The sequence below is a fragment of the Syntrophorhabdales bacterium genome, from assembly GCA_035541455.1.
In the GTDB taxonomy this organism is placed as follows: Bacteria; Desulfobacterota; Syntrophorhabdia; order Syntrophorhabdales; family WCHB1-27; genus JADGQN01.
This window is the reverse complement of record DATKNH010000123.1, coordinates 84209-103092: the sequence shown is the minus strand read 5'-3', so window position 1 is coordinate 103092 and position 18884 is coordinate 84209. Positions and strand designations below refer to the sequence as shown.

Genomic DNA, 18884 nt, shown 5'->3' with positions numbered 1-18884 from the left:
TTCGGAAGAGATACTGAAAGAAGAAGAAGAGAAGGGAATCGATCTCATCGTGATAGCTTCACTCGGGCAGACCGGTTTGCGGAAATACCTTATCGGAAGTATTGCAAGGAACGTCCTGAAGGGCGCGAAGTGCCCTGTGCTCCTCACAAAATAAGGGTGTAACCGTTTACCGTACCGAACGCCTCGATATCCTTCCTCAGGTGGCTCCGAAAGGGTCTGAAAGGAGCCTGTCGCACACCCTGACGACGGTAAACAGCCTCTTGCAAAACCGGCGTAATTTCCATTATACTATTCTGTTTTACCAAATGAACACGCAGAAACGTGTACGGGACACTTTGCGCTACGCTGTATAAGTTCACTGTGCGCCATTCCGAACGATCCGGGGAGAACAATACATGGCTGAACCGCTGGACATCAGTAAGATTGATCCTATTCTTGAGCGGCATGGGAAAGAAACAGGAGCCCTCATAACCATCCTGCAGGAGGTACAGGCAGTGTACGGCTACCTTCCGGAAAAGGCTCTGAAAAAGGTGGGCGAACAACTCTCTGTCCCGCTGAGTCGCATATACGGCGTGGTAACGTTCTATTCGCAATTTTACCTGACCCCGAGGGGCCGCCATACGGTCAGGGTCTGCCGCGGAACCGCGTGCCATGTCCGGGGCGGAAAGGCCGTACTCAAATCGGTTCAGCAGTTTCTGGGGGTAAACGAGAATCAGACCACGGATGATATGAAATTCACGTTTGAAACTGTGGCCTGCCTGGGCGCGTGCGCGCTGTCGCCCGTCATCCTGGTGGACAAGAATTATTATGGCAAGCTCACACCCGCTAAGGTCGAAAAGGTTCTGAAACAGTACATGTAAGGGAGGAGCGCTCTTGGAGTCGAAACTCAAGTCTGACACAGATCTTTCAAAATTTCGAGAGGAGATCCTGAGCGAACGGGACCCCAACAAACCCTGCATTACGGTATGCGGTGGAACAGGTTGTCGTGCCTGGGGCGGTGGTGAAGTACGGCAGATGTTCACCGAAGAAATAGAGAAGCAGGGCCTTGCCGGAAAAGTTGACGTCCTGCCGACGGGTTGTCACGGCTTCTGCGAGCGCGGTCCGGTGGTGGTCATCCTCCCGCAGGAGATTTTTTATCAGTCGGTTACCGTAAATGATGTACCGGAAATCGTCTCGGAGACCCTTGTCGGAGGCCGGGTGATACAACGGCTGCTCTATGTGAATCCCCTCACGGACAAGGCGGTCATCTACGATCATGAAGTACCCTTTTACAAGCACCAGATGCGTAGAGTCTTCAGTGACAATGGGCGCATAGATCCAACCAGCATCCGGGATTATATAGCCCATGACGGCTATGCTGCTATCGGCAAGGCACTGACCCGTATGTCACCCGAAGAGGTGATCGAGGAGGTGGAGAAGGCGGGCCTTCGCGGACGGGGCGGTGCAGGTTTTCCGACCGGCAGGAAATGGCGCTTCACGCGCAGTTCTCCCGGAGACGTGAAATATATAGTCTGTAACGCTGACGAGGGCGACCCCGGCGCGTTCATGGACAGAAGCGTCCTCGAGGGTAATCCGCATCTCGTACTCGAAGGTATGATTGTCGCCGCTTATGCTATTGGAGCGGCAAGCGGCTACGTCTACGTCAGAGCCGAATACCCTCTCGCAGTCGAGAACCTCAAGAAAGCAATCGCGGATGCGGAGAGTCTCGGCCTGCTTGGCGACGATGTCCTCGGTTCCGGTTTCAACTTTCACCTGAAAATCAAAGAGGGTGCAGGAGCGTTCGTCTGCGGGGAAGAAACAGCACTCCTTGCATCCATTGAGGGCAAGCGCGGCATGCCTCGGGCGCGCCCGCCCTTTCCTGCGGTCGCAGGCCTCTGGGGCAAGCCTACAAACATCAACAATGTGGAGACCTATGCAAATGTCCGCTCAATCATTCTCGAGGGCGCAAAGGCCTACGCGTCCGTAGGCACAGAAGGGAGCAAAGGCACAAAGATCTTCTCCCTGACAGGCAAGATCAACAATACCGGGCTGGTGGAAGTGCCCATGGGTACCACCCTGCGAAAGGTCATCTATGAGATCGGCGGAGGCATACCCAATGGCCGCCTCTTTAAAGCAGCGCAGATGGGCGGTCCGTCGGGCGGCTGCCTGCCGCCCAAGTACCTCGATCTGCCTATTGACTATGAATCATTGACGCAGGCGGGATCCATGATGGGTTCAGGCGGAATGATCGTCATGGACGAGAGGACGTGCATGGTGGACATCGCCCGCTTCTTCCTTGCGTTTACAGAAGACGAGTCGTGCGGAAAGTGCGTCCCCTGCCGCATAGGCACAAAACGTATGCTCGAGATCCTGACTCGTATTACACGGGGCGAAGGACAGGAGGGCGACATCGAGCTGCTGGAGGACATGGGCGAGAGCATAAAGGATGCCTCTCTCTGCGGACTCGGTCAGAGCTGCCCCAATCCAGTGCTCTCGACCATCCGCCACTTCAGGGAGGAGTACGTAACACACATACGAAACAAATATTGTCCGGCTGGCAGCTGTGAGTCGCTCACCTTTGCGCCGTGTGAAAACACGTGTCCGTGCCGCGTGGACGCGGTCGGTTATGTCTCACTTATCGGCGCCAAGCGGTACGAAGAGGCTCTGAGCCTGATACGCCTCAATATGCCACTTCCGGGTGTTATCGGCCGTGTGTGCAATCACCCGTGCGAAAAAATGTGCAAGCGGGGAGAGGTAGATGAGCCGATTGCAATATGCGCTTTGAAGAGGTACGCCGCCGACTGGGAAATGAAGCAGGGCAAAATGCCGCCCCCGACGTTCATCGAAAAGGCGAAAAAAGAACGGGTGGCCGTGGTGGGGGCGGGACCTGCCGGGCTCAATTGCGCATACCACCTTGGGAGGCGTGGCTACCAGGTCAACGTTTTTGAGGCCCTGCCTGTGGTGGGCGGAATGCTGGCTGTCGGTATTCCTGACTTTCGCCTGCCTCCTGAGATAATCGAATACGATGTCCGCTTCATCAGGCAGCACAACGTGGACATCCAGCTCAATAAGGCTCTCGGCAGGGACTTCACCGTTCAGGACCTCCTGCAGCAAGGCTACAAGTCAGTCTTCCTGGCCCTCGGCGCCCATGGCAACATACGGTTGAATATTCCGGGTGAGGATTCTGAGGGGGTGTTGCTCGGCATCGACTTTTTGCGCAAGGTGAACCTGGGTGAAGAGGTGCACGTGGGCGAGAGAGTCGCAATAATAGGGGGCGGCAACGTCGCAATTGATGCAGCGCGCCTCGCTGTGCGCCTTGGGGCAAGAGACGTCTATGTCGTCTACCGGCGCACAGCCGAAGAGATGCCGGCAAACCCGGAAGAACTGGAGGAGGCAGAGGACGAAAGAATACACATGATGTATCTTCTGGCGCCGACCCGCATCATTCCCCACGGAGGCAAGGTAAAGGGGCTGGAATGTATACGCATGGAGTTAGGCGACTATGATGAAACCGGGAGAAGACGCCCCAGCCCGATACGGGGCTCGAAATTCGTACTCGATGTGGATACGGTCATACCAGAGGTTGGCTATGCACCTGAACTGAGCGGCTTGCCTTACAAGGATGGCTTCAGGACCAGGCGAAACGGCACAATACAGGTTGATCCGATAACCCTCGAGACTCATATCCCAGGCGTGTTCGCCGGAGGCGATGTGAATATAGGCCCGTCCACCGTGGTGCAGGCTATGGCCGAAGGTTATGAAGGCGCCCAATCCATCGACAGGTACCTGAAGGGCCAGGACCTGCGCAAGGATCGCGTGTACAGGGCGCTGCGGCGCGCCGACGTACCCAAGTACGACGGAGATGGGAAGCAGGAGGAAGGAGCGCAGCCCAGAGCGCGAATGGCCTACCTTGGCGTCGGCCGAAGGATCCGGAGCTTCTCTGAAGTTAATCTCGGCTTTGTCGAGGAAGCGGCGCTTATGGAAGCACGACGCTGCCTGCGGTGCGACCTTGAACATTAAGAGGAACCCACACTATGAGTGAAATAGACCTTTTAATCGACAACCATGAAGTACGCGTGCCGGAGGGTACACCGATCATCGAGGCGGCGAAGAGCGTGGGGATTTCCATACCCCATCTCTGTTACAGAAAAGATCTGACTCCAACAACGGGATGCCGTCTCTGTGTCGTAGAAGTCGAGGGCATGAGAACCCTTGTGGCTTCTTGCGCCTACCCGGTCGCAAGTAAGATGGTCGTACGAACCGACACTGATCGTGTACTGAAAGCACGGAAACAGGTAATCGAGCTTCTTCTCTCCGACCATCCCTACGACTGCATGACCTGTGAGGATAGCGGCTCATGCAAGCTCGAGAAATATGCCTACGAGTACGGCATACGCAAACCGCGCTTTGAAGGGGCACGCCACAACTATCCTATTCGTTCGATGAACCCCTTCTTCGAAAGAGACTACAACAAGTGTATCCTGTGCGCGCGATGTGTCACCGTGATGCACGAGGTCCAGTACTGCGCAGCCGTCGACCAGACGCAGCGCGGTTTTAACACGAAGCTTGCCGCCTTCTCCGACGCCAACATGCAGCAGACACCTTGCGTCTTCTGTGGCAACTGTGTGAGCGTCTGTCCTGTGGGGGCTTTGAGCGAGAAGGCGGGGCGCTTCAAGGGAAGGGCATGGGAACTTGCAAAGACTGCGACGACGTGCTCTTACTGCGGCGTAGGGTGCACGCTCGTGCTCAATACAAAAGAGAATAAGATCGTGAAAGTGACATCGGACCGGCAACTCGGCATGAACAACGGGTGGACCTGCGTCAAAGGAAGGTTCGGCTATGATTATGTCCACAGCCCTGAACGACTCACGCACCCGCTTGTAAGACAGAAAGGGCAAGTGCGCGAAGCTTCGTGGGATGAAGCCCTTACGAGGGTTGCGGAAGCCTTTCAGGAAGTCAAGAAGAAACACGGCCCCGATGCGATTGGCGTTCTCGTGTCGGCCAAATGCACTAATGAGGAGAACTATCTCCTGCAGAAACTCGCCCGGGCGGCCATAGGCACAAACAATGTTGATCACTGCGCACGTCTCTGACACTCCTCTACCGTCGCCGGTCTGGCGATGGCATTTGGAAGCGGCGCAATGACAAACTCCATTGCAGAAATAGGGGATGCCGACTGCATCTTCATCATAGGCTCGAATACGAGCGAGAATCATCCTGTGATTGCACTTGAAGTGAAGAAGGCGGCACGCCAGAAGGGTGCAAAAATTATCGTCGCGGATCCCCGCAGGATAGACCTTGTTGATTATGCTGCGCTTCATCTGCAGCAAGCACCCGGGACGGATGTGGCTCTCATCAACGGGATGATTCATGTTATCATCGCTGAAGGATGGCTCAACAAGACATTCATTGACGAACGCACCGAGGGTTTCGATGCCCTGGCTGAATCGGTCGCAGAGTATACGCCGGAAGCCGTTGAGAAGATCACAGGCGTTCCGGCGAAAGATATCATTGAAGCGGCAAGGCTCTATGCCCACGCCCGCGGCGGCACAATACTCTACGCTATGGGAATCACCCAGCACACAACAGGAACAAACAATGTTCTGGCTCTCGCGAACCTCGCTATGGTAACGGGCCAGATCGGCAAGCCCTCCTCGGGCGTAAATCCACTGCGGGGGCAGAACAACGTGCAGGGTGCCTGTGACATGGGTGGCTTGCCCAATGTGTATACGGCATACCAGCGCGTAGACGACAAAACAGTCCAGGAGAAATTTGAAAAGGCGTGGAAGGTCCCTCTTGCAGCCAAACCCGGCATGACGCTCACTGAGATGATGAGCGCGATTGGAGAAGGAAAGATAAAGGCCCTCTTCGTGCTGGGCGAGAACCCCTTACTCACAGACCCCAATGGGAACAAGATCAAGAAGGAACTGAAGCACCTGGAGTTCCTGTGTGTGCAGGATATATTCATGACAGAGACGGCTGAGCTTGCGCACGTTGTCCTGCCCGGTGTCAGTTTCGCTGAAAAAGATGGTACCTATACCAATACGGAAAGGCGCGTGCAGCGCGTTCGCAAAGCCATTGACCCGATAGGGCACGCTCGTCCCGATTGGCAAATCATCTGCGATTTATCGACAAGACTGGGCTATCAAATGGAGTACGGATCGTGTGCGGATATAATGACCGAAATCGCGTCGGTCACCCCCTCTTATGGCGGCATCACGTATGACCGTATCGATCGTGTCGGGCTCCAGTGGCCTTGCCCGAGCAAAGATCACCCGGGCACACAGCACCTTCACAAGGGAGCATTCACGCGCGGCAAAGGGAAGTTCCATATCACACCCTACGTAGCACCTCCCGAATTGCCCGACGAAAAATACCCTTTTGTTCTCACCACGGGGCGCGTCCTCTACCATTATCACGCCATGCTCAGCCGCAAATCAAAAGGCCTGATGGAAATCTACCCGGAAGGCACGCTTGAGATGAACCCGGCTGATGCGGAACGACTGGGCATACAACAGGGTGATGGCCTGGTGAAAGTGAGTTCCCGCAGAGGCGCAGTCACGGTCAAAGCCAGGCCAACCGATAACCTTCCACCTGGCGTTGTCTTCATGACGTTCCACTTCAAAGAGGCCGCTGTAAATCTTTTGACCATCGATGCCCTGGACCCCGTGTCTAAGATTCCTGGGTATAAGGTCTGCGCGGTGAAGATAGAAAAAGTGTAACGAACTTTTGTGCACCACCTCCGCGGCCCTGCACCCACGGTATACAAGCCATGCTTGTGCGGAGGCGAGATCACAGAGGTTCGACAGTGGGGGTACATTTCCCTTTTGGATACAACATGCGTTGCCGAATGCATACAGAAAATCTTGTGCGAACGGAGCTCACACAACGGCCGAAACACCTTTGTTTTGGCCACCAGAGCTATTTTTCACGGGGTCAGCTTCTGCAGTCAACAGGTCCAGTTCCCTCCTGATTTTCTTAAAAACTTACATTGACAAGATTAGCTAATAGTGGTAGTATAGGTTGTTGTTTGTGAATGATTTCACTCAACCTAACCTCCTGAATTCTTTTAACGAATGGCTGGTAGAGCCTGTTCGATCCTTCAGATGGATGATGACTCCCGATACCCGGTTGAGGGGGAACACAAAATAGACAAGCAAAAGAGAGTGCAGTACGAAGGAGAGACTGGCATGACCTTACGGGAAGTTCAGAATGTTCTTCGCGCTGAAGTTCTGTACGGCGAGCATTTGCTTGACCGAGAGGTCAAGACCGGGTTCGCCTGCGATCTGATCAGCGATATGCTGGCATTTGCCAGTTCAGATACATTGCTCATCACCACGCTTACCAATCCTCACGTGCTCCATACCGCTGAAGTCATGGACGCAGTCGGCGTTATTTTTGTCGGCGGTAAGAAACCAGACGCTTCGGTGATCGAACAGATGAACGGCGGCCCCATTCCCGTGCTCTCGACCGATCTGCTCATTTTCAAGTGCTGCGGCCTGCTTTACGAGAGTGGCATTCAAGGCACAAAGCGAGGATGCATACAGTGACCGCATCACCCACAGCCGGCCCACGCCTTGTAATGGAGTTCATCATACCGGAAAAAGACTTTCTGCTAGCAGGCGAAGCGGCTTCGAAGACAAAGAAGGCCCTGCAGCAACTGGGCCTCAGGGAAGACGTGGTAAAGAACGCGGCCATTATTGTCTACGAAGCGGCCATGAATGTAGTGATACACGGCCATTCTGGAAAGCTCAAGATCGTCATCATTCCTGAAGAGGTTTCTATAATTTCGGAGGACAAGGGAGCAGGCATTCCCGATATAGAGCTTGCGATGCAGGAAGGCTATTCCACCGCCCCTCTCGAAGTGAGGGAAATGGGTTTCGGGGCTGGAATGGGATTGCCGAACATAAAAATGTGCTCTGATCACCTCACCATAAAGTCTGAGCCGGGCGTCGGGACCCTGCTCGAAGCAACAATCTCTCTGAGAGCGAGCCCAACACTTGTAGAGAAGAGAGAGTGAGGTATGGCTACTTACTTCCATTCTGTAAAGCTCGACACCGACAAGTGCCAGGGGTGCACCAACTGCATCAAGCGTTGTCCCGTTGAGGCGATACGGGTCCATCAAGGCAAGGCAAGGATCATTGAGGAACGCTGCATAGATTGCGGAGAGTGCATCCGGTGCTGCCCAAATCACGCGAAGGTAGCCGTCACCGACACTCTCGACATGCTTCCCGGTTTCGAGTACAGGATCGTTCTTCCGGCACCATCCTTCTTCGGCCAGTTCGGGCCCAAAGCCGAGATCGAGAAAATATTGGAAGCCTTTCTCAACATCGGTTTCGACCAGGTATACGAAGTGGCGCTGGCAGCCGAAGTGGTAGGCCACATGGTTGGCAGGTATCTGGCCACCAAAACTTACAAGAGACCCTTGATCTCTTCAGCCTGCCCGGGCGTCATCCGCCTGCTGCAGATGAGATTCCCCGACCTCCTGGAACACGTGGCGCCCATAATGAGTCCAATGGAAGTGGCTGCCCGCCTCGCGAAAAAGGATGCGATGAAAGCCACCGGTCTCCCGTACGAGAAGATCGGCACCTTCTTCATCTCACCCTGTCCTGCAAAAGTCACGGAAGTAAGACAGCCCCTGAACATCAGGCGCTCTGCCGTGGACGGGGTCATCGGAGCCTCTTTCATTTACAAGGACCTCGTCAAGGCAGTCAGCGAGGTCAAAGGAAACAGGACTGGCTTGCAGAAGGCCACCAGCCGGGGCATTGCGTGGGGCTATCTTACAGGAGAGTCACGAGCGATCGGTTCTCCTTCCACGCTCTCCACTGGCGGAATCCAGAATGCGATAAGCGTCTTCGAAGAGATAGAGCGCGGTGGATTGCAGGATCTCGATTTTGTGGAAGTGCAGGCCTGTTCGGGAGGATGCGTGGCAGGCCCGCTCAACATTCAGAATATCTTCGCTGCGAGGATCAATATTAAGAATTTGGTCAATAAAGCAAAAACGAAAGAAACATTTTACAACGAAGAACAACTGCAAGCATTTTACGAAGCCACCGAATTCTGGGCCACTGAAACTGTCCTGCCGCGGCCCATCCTGAGTCTTGATGAGGATGTGTCGAAGGCCCTTGAGAAGATGGAGCGCCTTGATGAACTGACCAACGGTCTTCCCGGACTCGATTGTGGCGCGTGCGGAGCACCCAACTGCCGGGCTCTGGCCGAGGACATTATCAGAGGGATGGCTTTCGACACGGATTGTATAGTCAAACTGAGGGAGCGCGTAAAAACGCTTGCAGGGGAGATACTCGATCTGGCAAGAAAACTGCCGCACGCGATGGCCGACACTTCGTCAAAAGACAGTAAGGGTAGGCCAATGATACCTTTGGAAGCAGGGAGGAAGAATGACCCTTCGTGACCTTGCAGAGCGGCTTGACCTCGAAATCCTGACGGGTGAGGTCAACCTGGGAGAGACTGTTAGAGCTGGTTATACGTCGGACCTTCTTTCGGATGTGATTGCTCATGCGCCTGAAAATTCGGTGTGGGTTACCGTGCAGCGTCACATTAATATCCTGGGGGTTGCAAAACTGAAAAACATAGTTGGTATCATTACCCCCCGTAACTTGAACGTTGAAAGTGACGTGGTTGAAAGGGCACGAGCAGAAGGGATTGCGCTGTTGAGGAGCGCTTTGTCTGCTTTCGAAATTACCGGCCGCGCATACCAGTTTTTAAATAAAGGTTAAGAGTGAGGCCTTTTTCCTGTGACCTGCATATACATTCCACCCTGTCACCCTGCTCGGCGCTGGAGATGTCTTCCCGGGCTATCGTGGAAAAGGCGAAAGAGGTCGGCTTGGACATTATAGCCATAACGGATCATAACATGGCTGAAAACGGCAAGTATGCTGCGCTTCTGAGCCGGGAGTCGGGCCCCGTGGTTCTCTTCGGCATGGAACTGCAGACGATGGAGGAAGTGCACCTGCTGGCTCTTTTTGAGGATTACGAAACAGCCATGGCGCTCCAGGAACTCGTGTACGGCCTGCTTCCGGCGGTCGACAACAGACCCGACTATTTTGGGGACCAGGTTGTTGTGGACGAGAAAGACAACATCGTGCGGTTCGAGCAGAGGCTTCTTCTCAATTCCGCAAACATATCAGTCAACGATGCAGTATCCTGGATCAAGGCCCACGGGGGGCTGGTGATTCCTTCGCATATAGATAGTTTAACGTTCAGCCTTGTAAGCCAGCTGGGCTACGTTCCGGATGATGTGCAGTTCGACGCGCTGGAAATCTCTGACCGAAAAAAACTCCCGAGCCTTCTTCCCTTCATTAAAGCGAAGAATCTGCCTATTGTCAGTTTCTCCGATGCGCATCACCTGGACGAGATTGGTGGTAAGCGGATCTCTCTACCTATGAAGGAAGCGACTTTCAGAGAACTGGCCGACGCGCTCCGGAATGTTGCTGAAACCTCAGAATTGCTGGCCGGATACACAGAGGGTTAAGAGGATGTTGGAAGAACTGAGCGATCATTTGATGGACATAGCCATGAATTCTGTTCGGGCAGGAGCCCGCAACGTGGCCATATCAGTGGTGGCTGACAAGCCTCGAAACCTCTTGTCGCTGGCCATTGTGGATGACGGCAAGGGCATGGACGACACCATGGTGAAAAGCGTGACCGATCCCTTTTTTTCGACCAAGCCGGGAAAGAACATCGGACTGGGCATTCCCCTCCTGAAGGGAGTCGCCGAAATGTGCGAGGGTGAATTCATGCTGGAGAGCAGCAACGGCAAAGGGACGGAGATACGGGCGAGCTTTGCGCTCGATCACCCTGATCTGCCTCCCCTGGGTAAGGTGAAGGAGACATTTTTTCTTCTTTGTGTCAGCAATCCTGAGGTACGTTTCCGCTTTCGCTATTGTCCTGATCAAGAGGAGTTCACGTTCGATACCAAGGAAATCAACGACAGCCTGGAAGGGGTTCCGATCAACCATCCGGAAGTGGTCGAGTTCCTGAAAGAGTACCTGAACGTGTGATGATGGCAGAAATTGGTACACGAGATTAATGCAGTTTAAGAACATCATTCATGGAGGTGGAGCACTATGAACCTGGAGGAGTTAAAAGCAATCAGGGAACGGGCAAAGAAAGACATCGAGCTGCGGGGAAAAGAGGCAAGAGTGAAAGTGGTCGTGGGGATGGGCACCAGCGGTATTGCGTCGGGGGCGCGGGACGTGCTCCGGGCGCTCGTTGATGAGATTTCCAGGCGGAAGCTGACCGATGTAATCGTGACTCAGACAGGAGAGAAGGGACTCGCTTCTCAGGAGCCGTTAATAGAGGTCCTTGAGGAAGGGAAACCAACGGTAGTTTACGGTAACATGGATGCGGGCAAGGCTATACGGGTCGTGGCAGAGCATCTTGTGAACGGACGCCCTGTCCTTGATTACGTTATCGAAACCGCGTGAAAGGAGGACGAGCATTGTACCGAGATACGGTTTTAAAGAAATTTACTCCGGATCTTCATAACATCCTGTATCTGCTTCATGAGCTGCAGGACAATAATCCACAACACTATGTGGCGCGGGAAGACATAGAAGCCTGCGCTCACTATTTGAACGTGCCGTACAGCTACGTACACGGGGTGGCTACGTTCTACACAATGTTCAGTCTCAGTCCCAGAGGGCGCAATATTATCAGGCTGTGCGATTCGCCACCGTGCCATCTCATGGGCTCTGAGTCCACTCTCGATTACCTGAAAAAAAGATTGGGAGTCGAGGTCGGTGAGACCACCTCCGACGGTGCGTTCACACTGGAGCTTGCCAGCTGTCTCGGGGTGTGCGGTGTCGCTCCGGCTATCATGATCAATGACGAGATGTTCGGCAAGCTCACTCCGGAAAGGATAGACGCAATTCTGGAGGAAAGGAGGGGCAACGTATGAACACTGTCAGAAACCACGTGCTGATAGGCATTGATGCGGGCGCCCTCATGGCAGGTGCGCGCGCTGTTCAAGAGGAATTCGTCCAGGAGATACGAAGACAGGGGCTCTCGGGTGAAGTAGCTGTCCTGGAGACAGGCTCTCTCGGCATCACCGGACAGGGAGTGGTCCTGGTCGTCTATCCCGAAGGTCTCTATTACGCGAACGTGACAAAGGATGATGTGCCCGAACTGGTCGAAGAACATCTGCTCAAGGGACGGCTTGTTAAGAGGCTTCTGCTGACACAGGCGCCGAAACGCTTTGTCGTCAAACGCGATAAAACAGGCTTGATGAAGGAGCAGCCGAGAGTGGTTCTGCGCAACTGCGGCGTTATTAACCCGGAAAACATCGAGGAATATATTGCTGCGGCAGGTTACGAGGGAGCCTCGAAGGCGCTGACCAAAATGACCCCGGACGAGGTTATTACAGAAGTGAAGCTGTCAGGGCTTCAGGGACGGGGAGGCGCTGCTTTCCCGACCGCCATGAAGTGGGAATTTGCCCGCAAGGTGCCCGGCGACGAAAAATTCATCATCTGTAATGCCGATGAAGGCGAGCCGGGGACTTTCAAAGACAGGCTTATACTTGAAGGAGATCCGCACAAGCTGCTCGAAGGGATGATCATCGCGGGCTACGCAGTGGGAGCAAACCAGGGATTTGTGTACATACGCGGCGAGTACGCCCTTTCCATACAGCGCATCGAGAAGGCCATCGCAGACGCCCGCACGATGGGCCTTCTGGGAAGCAGGATCTTCGAATCTCCTTTCAGCTTTGATGTAAAGGTGATGAAGGGCGCAGGAGCCTATGTCTGCGGCGAAGAAACGGCCTTGATAGAGTCCCTCGAAGGACGAAGAGGTCATCCCAGGAACAAACCGCCCTACCCTGTTGTTGCGGGGCTCTGGGACAAACCGACGGTCGTCAACAACGTCGAAACCCTTGCAAACGTGGCCGATATAGTAAGGAACGGGGCTGACTGGTTCAGGCATTACGGCACGTCAAAGTGTACGGGCACCAAGGTGTACACGATACTCGGACACGTGGCAACGCCGGGCCTCATCGAGACGGAAATGGGAACCACACTGAGAGACATCATTTTCGAATACGGCGGCGGCATCACCAAGGGGAAGAAGTTCAAGGGCGCTCTTGTTGGAGGCGCAGCCGGAGCGTTCCTCGGTCCGGATATGCTCGACGTACAGATGGACTTCGTTAACTTGAAAGAATACGCAGCGGCACTGGGCAGCGGGGCCGTCCTCGTGATGAACGAGGATACATCCATGCTTGACATGCTGAAAAATGTCATCCATTTCTTTAAACACGAATCGTGCGGTCATTGCGTGCCATGCCGGCTGGGAACGGCACAAATGACAGAGATCATAGACCGGGTTGCGGAGAAGAAAAGCAAGAACGGTGATCTGGACCGGCTACTCCAGATCGCAGGAACGATGAAGGACACTTCTTTTTGTCCCCTGGGGCAGTCCCTATACCTTCCTGTGTCGAGCTGCATGAAATACTTCCGCGATGAATTAGCCGGCTGAGTATAGCACGTACTCGGAACTACAGAAGGAGGTTTCGGCAAAGATGATAAAAGCCACGATTAATAAAGTAGAGGTTGAAGTCCCGGAAGGGACAACGATTTTGGAAGCTGCGAAAAAAGTACACTTCTCAATACCGACCCTTTGTCATCACCCTGATCTTACCCCCGAAGGTTCATGCGGTATCTGTGTGGTGGAAGTTAAGGGGTTTCCGGCCTTGCGAAGAGCCTGTGTCACACAGGTGGAAAAAGGCTGGGCCATTGAAACGAATTCGGCACGCGTGAGGAAAGCCCGTAGAGAGCTTGTTGAACTTATCCTTTCCGATCACGTGGCCGAATGTCTCACCTGCATCAAGAATGGAAAGTGCGAACTGCAGGACGTGGCACGCGACGTTGGTATCAGGGAAATTGGAGACTACGGATCAAAACGAAAAAAACCGGTGGACACATCCAGCACAGCCATAGTGAGGGACCCGAACAAGTGCATTCTCTGCGGGCGTTGTCTTCATGTATGTTCGGACATCCAGACGGTAAATGCCCTTACCCTGGACAAGCGGGGCTTTGATACGTCGATCAGCACCACACTCAACCTGGGGCTCGGCAACAGTGCCTGCGTCAACTGCGGTCAATGCACTGTCTTCTGCCCGGTGGGCGCGCTGTATGAGAGAAGCCACACCGAGGAGGTATGGAAAGCGCTCAATAACCCTGACCTGCACGTAGTCGTGCAGGAGGCACCCGCTGTCAGGGCTCAACTGGGCGAGGAGTTTGGAATGGAGCCGGGAAGTCTGGTTTCCGGAAAGCTGCACGCCGGATTGCGGAGAATGAAATTCGACGCGGTGTTCGACACCAATTTCAGCGCCGACCTGACAATATTGGAGGAAGGGACCGAGGTGGTAAACGCCATCAAGAGCGGCAGAAAGCTTCCCATTATTACTTCCTGCAGCCCTGGATGGATAAAATTTATGGAGACCTTTTATCCCGACCTGCGCGGCCACATCTCCACAGCAAAATCACCGCAGCAGATGTTTGGCACGCTTGCAAAGACCTACTATCCTGAAATCAAGGGCTTGGACGCGAATAAGATCGTCTCGGTTTCTGTCATGCCCTGCACTGCAAAGAAGTTCGAGTCGGAAAGGCCCGAGATGAAGTCAAGCGGGTATCAGGACGTAGACTATGTGCTGACGACAAGGGAACTCGCCCGCATGATGAAAGAGGCGGGTATCGACCTGAAGGAGTTACCTGATGAACCCGCGGATGATCCGCTGGGTGAATACACAGGCGCTGCCACGATTTTCGGCGCGACGGGCGGTGTTATGGAAGCAGCCCTGCGCTCCGCCTATTTTCTCGTGACCGGCAAGGAACTGGAGAATCTCGACATCCTTCCCGTTAGAGGAATGCAGGGGGTCAAGGAAGCCGTGGTCCCGGTCGACGCTCTCAATCTCAAGGTCGCCGTAGCGCATGGGCTGGGCAACGCACGCAAACTGCTGGACAAAGTCTCTGCTCAATTGAAGGATGGAGGCACAAGCGAATACCATTTCATCGAAATAATGGCCTGTCCGGGAGGATGCGTCGGCGGTGGAGGTCAACCCTGGGGCGGCACCATGGCACGCCGCGCTCGTCGGGGCGAAGCGCTCTACGCCGAGGATAAATCCCTGCCCAAGAGAAGATCGCACGAGAATGCGTCGGTTAAGCGTCTCTACGAAAAATATCTGAAGGAACCCAACTCAGAAAAGGCTCACCATCTCCTCCATACGCATTATGTGCGGCGCAGCGCGTTCGATGGCAAGCCAATTCAGGAGTAGAGAAGAATTCTTGACAGTACTCGACATGTAAAGGAGGAAGGAATGTCTGACCAAGTTCAACAAGAGAATCATCAGTGCCGTTGTGAAGAGGTTAAAGAGGAAGAACTCTATCCCAAGCTGGCCGAAATCATAGCGGAGAACAGAAACAAGCCTGAGAACCTTATAATGGTTCTGCACAAGGCGCAGAACTTGTTCGGCTACTTGCCGAAAAGGGTACAGCAGGAGGTTGCCGAAGGCCTTGACCTGTCACTTAGCCAGGTCCATGGTGTTATCGGTTTCTATTCCTTTTTTTCCACTTCACCGAAGGGAAGAAACAGTGTGAAGGTGTGTCTCGGAACAGCGTGCTATGTCCGTGGAGGTCAGCGGGCCTTGGCGAAAGTGAAACAGGAACTCTCTGTGGGTGTAGGTGAAACTACTGAAGACCGGAGATACTCCCTGGATGTGGTCCGCTGTATAGGAGCATGTGGTCTGGCGCCGGCCATGCTGGTCAATGATGACGTGTATGGCCGGGTGAAAACCACCAAACTGATGGAAATCCTCCAAAAGTACGAGTAAGAGGTGATCAACATGGATGTGAATCGCGCCCATATATTGGTCTGTTCAGGTGCTGCGTGCGTCTCCTCCGGTTGCCGTGAGATAAGAGACGCCGTGGTGATGAAGGTAAAGGAGTTCGGACTCCAGGACGAGATCAGTGTGATTGAAACAGGCTGCATCGGTTCATGCGATCTCGGGCCTCTGGCACTGGTGTATCCGGAAGGGGTGCTCTACCAGAAGCTCAAAGTCGAGGATGCCGAAGAAATAGTAGAAGAGCATTTGCTCAAGGGCAGGATCGTGGAGCGGCTTCTCTACAAGGAGAAGGCTACATCGATGACAATTCCGTCCTTGAATGCCATCTCTTTCTTCAAGGCCCAGGAGAAGATCGTTCTCAGGAACTGCGGCATCATCAATCCTCTCAACATAGAAGAGTACATCGCCCGTGACGGTTACGGCGCCCTCGCGAAAGTGCTCACCTCTATGACGCAGGATCAGGTGATCGATGAGATAGTAAAATCAGGCCTCAGGGGAAGAGGAGGCGGCGGGTTTCCAACCGGCCTCAAATGGCGCTTCACCAGCAAAGCCGAGGGTGATACGAAGTTTGTGGTCTGCAATGCCGACGAGGGCGACCCGGGCGCGTTTATGGACAGGAGCGTGCTTGAAGGCGACCCCCACAGCGTCATCGAGGCAATGGCGATCGCAGGTTTTGCGGTTGGTGCGCATCAGGGTTACGTGTACGTCAGGGCCGAATATCCGCTGGCCATCGAAAGGTTGAGCTGGGCCATCAATCAGGCCAGACAATTCAAGCTTCTGGGAAAGAACATCTTTGAGACCGGGTTTGATTTCGACCTCGATATTCGTATCGGAGCGGGCGCCTTTGTCTGCGGTGAGGAGACAGCCCTCATGTTCTCCATAGAGGGAAAACGGGGCGAGCCGAGGCCCAGGCCGCCTTTCCCGGCAGTGCGCGGTCTTTTCAATTCCCCCACCCTTCTTAACAACGTGGAAACCTACGCCAATATTCCGGCCATAATACTCAAGGGTGCGGAATGGTATGCGAGCTTCGGAACAGAGAAGAGTAAGGGGACCAAGGTTTTTGCCCTGGCAGGGAGCGTGAACAATACCGGCCTTGTCGAGGTCCCCATGGGCACACCGCTCGGCGAGCTGGTTTTCAACGTCGGCGGAGGAATCAAGGACGGCAAGAAATTCAAGGCAGCTCAGCTGGGCGGTCCTTCCGGCGGCTGTATTCCGGCCCAACATCTGAATGTACCCATCGATTATGAATCGGTTGCGCAGCTGGGCGCTATCGTCGGCTCGGGCGGGTTGATCGTGACCGATGAAGATACCTGCATGGTCGACTTCGCGCGCTTCTTTGTCGACTTCATTCAGGACGAGTCGTGCGGCAAGTGCCCTCCATGCCGGATCGGCACAAAGAGGATGCTCGAGATCCTCAACCGCATTGCCCATGGCGAAGGAAAAGCAGACGATATTGATAAGCTGATCGAGCTGGGGCAGCGGATCCAGGATTCTGCGCTATGCGGTCTTGGCCAGACTGCGCCTAATCCGGTGCTCTCAACACTGCGCTTCTTCAAGCATGAGTACGAGGAACACATCCACGATAAGCATTGTCGCGCAGGTGTCTGCAGTTCTCTATTTGATGCTCCATGCCAGAATGCGTGTCCGACGGATCAGAACGCATGGGGATATGTTTCTTTGATTGCGGAGGGCAGATTCAAAGATGCCATAGCGGTCATCAAGGAAGCCAATCCCTTTCCCGCGGTGTGCGGACGGGTCTGTGTCCATCCCTGCGAAGGCAAGTGCCGCCGGAACCAGCTGGACGAGTCGATCGCAATCTGTGCTCTGAAGCGGTTTGCCGCCGACCAGGATATGGCGTCCCTCGATCCCCACCGGCCCCAGGCAGCACCCTCCAACGGTATGCGCGTGGCGGTGATCGGTGCGGGTCCTGCAGGACTTTCCGCAGCCTATTTCCTCGCCCTTAAGGGCTACGGCGTGACGGTTTTCGAATCACTGCCTGTTGCGGGCGGCATGTTGGCAGTCGGCATACCGGAATACAGGTTACCCAAGAAGATCCTGAAATCAGAGATCGCGTTCATCACGGATCTCGGCGTAGAGATACGGCTCAACAGCACGTTCGGCAAGGATGTCACATCAGAACAACTCTTCGCCGATGGTTATAAAGCAATACTCCTGGCAACCGGCGCACACGCCGGACAAAAAATGGGCATCCCTGGCGAAGATACAGAAGGTGTGATTGAAGGGGTGACGTTCCTGAGAGACCTGAGCCTGAAGAAACCGATCAAGGCCCGCGGAAAGGTCGCGGTAATCGGCGGAGGCAACGTCGCGATCGACGCGGCGCGTTCCGCACTCAGGCTGGGTGCATCAGATGTTTCCATACTCTACCGCCGGGAAAAGGAAGATATGCCCGCATACATCGAGGAGGTCGAAGAGGCACACAAAGAAGGCGTGCACATCAACACACTTGTCTCACCTAAACGTATTATCACTGAGAACGGAAAAGTGACAGGCATCGAATGCGTGCGTTCTGCTCTCGGCAAATTTGACAGCAGTGGAAGGCGCAGACCGGAAGCAATACCCGGCTCTGAATTTGTTGTCCCGGCTGACATGGTCATTGCGGCCATAGGACAGAAGCCGGATCTCTCTTATTTGAATGGCGATGGTGTACGCCCTGCCGACAACGGAACTCTCCAGGTCGATAAATCCCTGGCCACAACCCGCGCCGGTATCTTTGCGGCGGGTGACACTGTCAGAGGACCGGCCACAGTGGTAGAAGCCATTGCCGATGGAAAAAAATCGGCTATGGCCATAGACCGCTACCTGGGTGGCAATGGAGTTACTGAGAGCGCGTTCCGTCGAAGCCTCCTCACACTTAATCCGACCTACGACATGGAGGCGTACCAGACCGAGAGGAAAAGAGAAGAACAGCCCCAGGTTCCCTTATCGGCCCGCTACAGGAGCTTTGACGAGGTGGTGCTTGCGTATCCCATCAAAACGGCGGTAGAGGAAGCACGAAGGTGCCTTCACTGCTATTTGAGAGAAGAGGAGTAGC

15 protein-coding genes are annotated in these 18884 nt (G+C 54.4%); all 15 read left to right on the top strand.

What is annotated here, in order from left to right:
* Positions 1 to 395 precede the first annotated feature (395 nt).
* The 15 genes from nuoE (VMT71_13485) (at position 396) to nuoF (VMT71_13415) (ending at position 18883) form a co-directional block, all read left to right on the top strand.
* Positions 396 to 860: an NADH-quinone oxidoreductase subunit NuoE gene (gene nuoE, locus VMT71_13485; GenBank protein HVN24979.1), complete on the top strand. Its 465-nt coding sequence runs from the start codon at positions 396 to 398 to the stop codon at positions 858 to 860.
* Between the two features lie 13 nt (positions 861 to 873).
* Entirely contained in the window at positions 874 to 3999 is a 3126-nt protein-coding gene (locus tag VMT71_13480) for an FAD-dependent oxidoreductase (protein HVN24978.1), read from the top strand.
* Positions 4000 to 4013: 14 nt separating this feature from the next.
* On the top strand, positions 4014 to 6701 hold the full coding sequence (gene fdhF / locus VMT71_13475; GenBank protein ID HVN24977.1) for a formate dehydrogenase subunit alpha: 2688 nt from the start codon (positions 4014 to 4016) through the stop codon (positions 6699 to 6701).
* A 468-nt stretch (positions 6702 to 7169) separates the two neighbouring features.
* A complete protein-coding gene (locus tag VMT71_13470; protein HVN24976.1) occupies positions 7170 to 7529 on the top strand; it encodes a DRTGG domain-containing protein in 360 nt (119 codons plus the stop codon).
* Positions 7526 to 7999: an ATP-binding protein gene (locus VMT71_13465; GenBank protein HVN24975.1), complete on the top strand. Its 474-nt coding sequence runs from the start codon at positions 7526 to 7528 to the stop codon at positions 7997 to 7999. Before VMT71_13470 ends, VMT71_13465 begins: the two co-directional genes overlap by 4 nt.
* A gap of 3 nt (positions 8000 to 8002) precedes the next feature.
* Positions 8003 to 9391 carry a [Fe-Fe] hydrogenase large subunit C-terminal domain-containing protein gene (locus tag VMT71_13460; GenBank protein ID HVN24974.1) on the top strand — a complete coding sequence of 463 codons (1389 nt, stop codon included), beginning with the start codon at positions 8003 to 8005 and terminating at the stop codon, positions 9389 to 9391.
* Positions 9378 to 9716, top strand: a complete 339-nt coding sequence (locus VMT71_13455; GenBank protein ID HVN24973.1) for a hypothetical protein — start codon at positions 9378 to 9380, stop codon at positions 9714 to 9716. The genes VMT71_13460 and VMT71_13455 overlap by 14 nt, the downstream gene beginning before the upstream one ends.
* Positions 9717 to 9718: 2 nt before the next feature.
* Complete coding sequence (locus VMT71_13450) at positions 9719 to 10471, top strand: PHP domain-containing protein (protein ID HVN24972.1); 753 nt, start codon at positions 9719 to 9721, stop codon at positions 10469 to 10471.
* A 4-nt stretch (positions 10472 to 10475) separates the two neighbouring features.
* Positions 10476 to 11000 carry an ATP-binding protein gene (locus VMT71_13445; GenBank protein ID HVN24971.1) on the top strand — a complete coding sequence of 175 codons (525 nt, stop codon included), beginning with the start codon at positions 10476 to 10478 and terminating at the stop codon, positions 10998 to 11000.
* A 66-nt stretch (positions 11001 to 11066) separates the two neighbouring features.
* Complete coding sequence (locus VMT71_13440) at positions 11067 to 11426, top strand: hypothetical protein (protein ID HVN24970.1); 360 nt, start codon at positions 11067 to 11069, stop codon at positions 11424 to 11426.
* A 14-nt stretch (positions 11427 to 11440) separates the two neighbouring features.
* Positions 11441 to 11899, top strand: coding sequence for an NADH-quinone oxidoreductase subunit NuoE (gene nuoE / locus VMT71_13435; GenBank protein HVN24969.1), 459 nt, complete (start codon positions 11441 to 11443; stop codon positions 11897 to 11899).
* A complete protein-coding gene (nuoF, locus tag VMT71_13430) occupies positions 11896 to 13467 on the top strand; it encodes an NADH-quinone oxidoreductase subunit NuoF (GenBank protein HVN24968.1) in 1572 nt (523 codons plus the stop codon). Before nuoE (VMT71_13435) ends, nuoF (VMT71_13430) begins: the two co-directional genes overlap by 4 nt.
* Positions 13468 to 13510: 43 nt before the next feature.
* A complete protein-coding gene (locus VMT71_13425; GenBank protein ID HVN24967.1) occupies positions 13511 to 15265 on the top strand; it encodes an NADH-dependent [FeFe] hydrogenase, group A6 in 1755 nt (584 codons plus the stop codon).
* Positions 15266 to 15307: 42 nt separating this feature from the next.
* A complete protein-coding gene (locus tag VMT71_13420; GenBank protein HVN24966.1) occupies positions 15308 to 15820 on the top strand; it encodes an NAD(P)H-dependent oxidoreductase subunit E in 513 nt (170 codons plus the stop codon).
* 12 nt (positions 15821 to 15832) lie between these two features.
* A complete protein-coding gene (gene nuoF, locus VMT71_13415; protein ID HVN24965.1) occupies positions 15833 to 18883 on the top strand; it encodes an NADH-quinone oxidoreductase subunit NuoF in 3051 nt (1016 codons plus the stop codon).
* Position 18884 lies beyond the last annotated feature (1 nt).